Here is a 1490-nt window from a genome sequence, read left to right on the forward strand (position 1 = left end):
GAACGGGGCTATCCAGGACGGCTCGGACGCCGTGATCACACCAGCCACAGCAAGATCATCTCATCTGTGGCCAGCAGTTACGGGACACCCCTTAGGCGACCTTCACGCCGGATTCGGCGGCCCAGTTGCCCCAGCTGAGGCCGGGGGTGTTGCAGGTGACGTTGAAGGTGCCGTCGCCCTTGGACATCGCGATGGGCAGGCAGGTCCAGTCCGCACCGCCGGTCAGCGCGAGGTCGGTCTTGCCGTCACCGTTGAAGTCACCGGAGACGACCTTCACGTTCGGCGTCGCCGCCCAGTTGCCCCAGTCCATCCCGGGGGCGTTGCAGGAGACGCTGAACGTCGCGTCGCCCTTTGACGTCGCGACCGGCAGGCAGGTCCAACCCTGGCCGCCGGTGAGGGCGATGTCGGACTTCCCGTCACCGTTGAAGTCGCTGGCGGTTGCCGGGGCGTGGTACGCAGTGGTGCTGATCCACCGGGCGAGGTCGTCGGTGCGGGTGGAGATGGCGCCGGTACGGGTCTCGGTCGCGGGAGTTCCGAGGCAGCCGCCCTGCCAGGAGCGGGAGTTGATGCCGGCGGGCTCCCCGGCGGCGTTGACGAGCGGGCCGTCGGTGTCGCCTTTGCAGAGTACGTCGGTGCCCTTGCCGGTGACGGCGAGGGTGGTGGGAGTGCTGGAGTTGACCGTGAAGGTGCCGGTGTGGAGCTTGTCCGGTACCCACTCGGTCTTCGTACGGCCGAACCCGGCCGCGGTCAGCTCGGCGTTCACGACCGGCGCGGCGGCGGCCGGTGTCGCCGGTTTGATGGTCGTGACGGCGGTGGCCAGCCGGACCAGGACGGCGTCGCGGTCGTCACGCGGGGCGATCTCGGTGATCTCGACGGTCTTGCCGTCGCTGAGCGTCGCGGTGGCCTTCAGGGCCGGCTTGCCCGCCGGAACCGGCGTACCGGGCGTGCTCGCGAAACAGCTCGCGGCCGTCAGTACCCAGAAACGGTCGACCAGCGAACCCGTACACGCAGGGGAGTCGGCCTCATCGCCCAGGTTGAGCTTCACGACGGACGGGAGCCGGCCGGCGGCGGCCTCGGGGCCGGCCACCGCCAGGGCGGGAGTGGCCGGAACGACAAGGCTCACCGACATCACAGCGGTGGCGGCCAACAGGCCGGAGATCCGCGCTGCGCGCGGTCGGGATGCAGACATGCTTCTTCCTTCGACAACGGAGCGCGGGCATGCGGGAACGTTCACACGCATGCCAGGGCGTCGGCCGGCCCCTCGGGCGGCGGATTCAAGGGAATGGGGCGGTGTGGGTGGCGCGATGCGAGTGGGCGCCGCCGGTGTTATTGATCCGAAACGGTTTGGGTTCTGGGTCGTTGGTGGGGTGTGAGCGATCTGGTGGGGGACGCGCGGCTTGAAGTTTCCCCGTGATCTTGGACATGGTGTCGTTATGCCGTGAGGGCCTGGTCTTGCCGGTAGCGCAGGCGGGTTTCGTGGGGCGTGAGGT

General features: G+C 69.1%; 1 protein-coding gene. It reads right to left on the reverse strand.

The window, feature by feature from the left end:
* Positions 1–91: 91 nt before the first annotated feature.
* Positions 92–1189, reverse strand: a complete 1098-nt coding sequence (locus ACFY15_RS36870) for a trypsin-like serine protease (RefSeq protein ID WP_390827085.1) — start codon at positions 1187–1189, stop codon at positions 92–94.
* Positions 1190–1490: the final 301 nt, after the last annotated feature.

The organism is Streptomyces sp. NPDC001373, assembly GCF_042895815.1.
GTDB lineage: Bacteria > Actinomycetota > Actinomycetes > Streptomycetales > Streptomycetaceae > Streptomyces.